The 249-nt window shown below is 53.8% G+C and carries 1 protein-coding gene; it reads left to right on the top strand.

From position 1 onward, the window contains the following. A partial coding sequence (locus RG959_RS24655) for a major capsid protein (RefSeq protein ID WP_342799353.1) occupies positions 1–249 on the top strand: 249 nt, incomplete at both ends.

The following is a 249-nucleotide window of genomic DNA, read 5'->3' as shown; positions in this document are numbered from 1 at the left end:
ACTACTACCTGAACGGCGATTCAAAAATTCAGGTTCAGTCCTATCCTGCGCAGGGCATCAAGAACCACCGCAACACCAAGAAGATTAACCTCGGATCTGGTGCTGGTGGCGCGAACATCGACCTGACCACCGCTGACATGACTGCGATCTTCGCATTCTTCGGTAAAGGGGCATTCGGTACAACCGCGCGCACCAACAAAGTCGCCGCATACGATGTGATGTGGGTTTCCCCGGAAATCTGGGCAAACC

Origin of the sequence: Domibacillus sp. 8LH (assembly GCF_038806185.1) — a bacterium.
Lineage (GTDB): Bacteria > Bacillota > Bacilli > Bacillales > Domibacillaceae > Domibacillus > Domibacillus indicus_A.
Note: the sequence above shows the minus strand (reverse complement) of the source record. Positions and strands in the feature narration are given on the sequence as shown.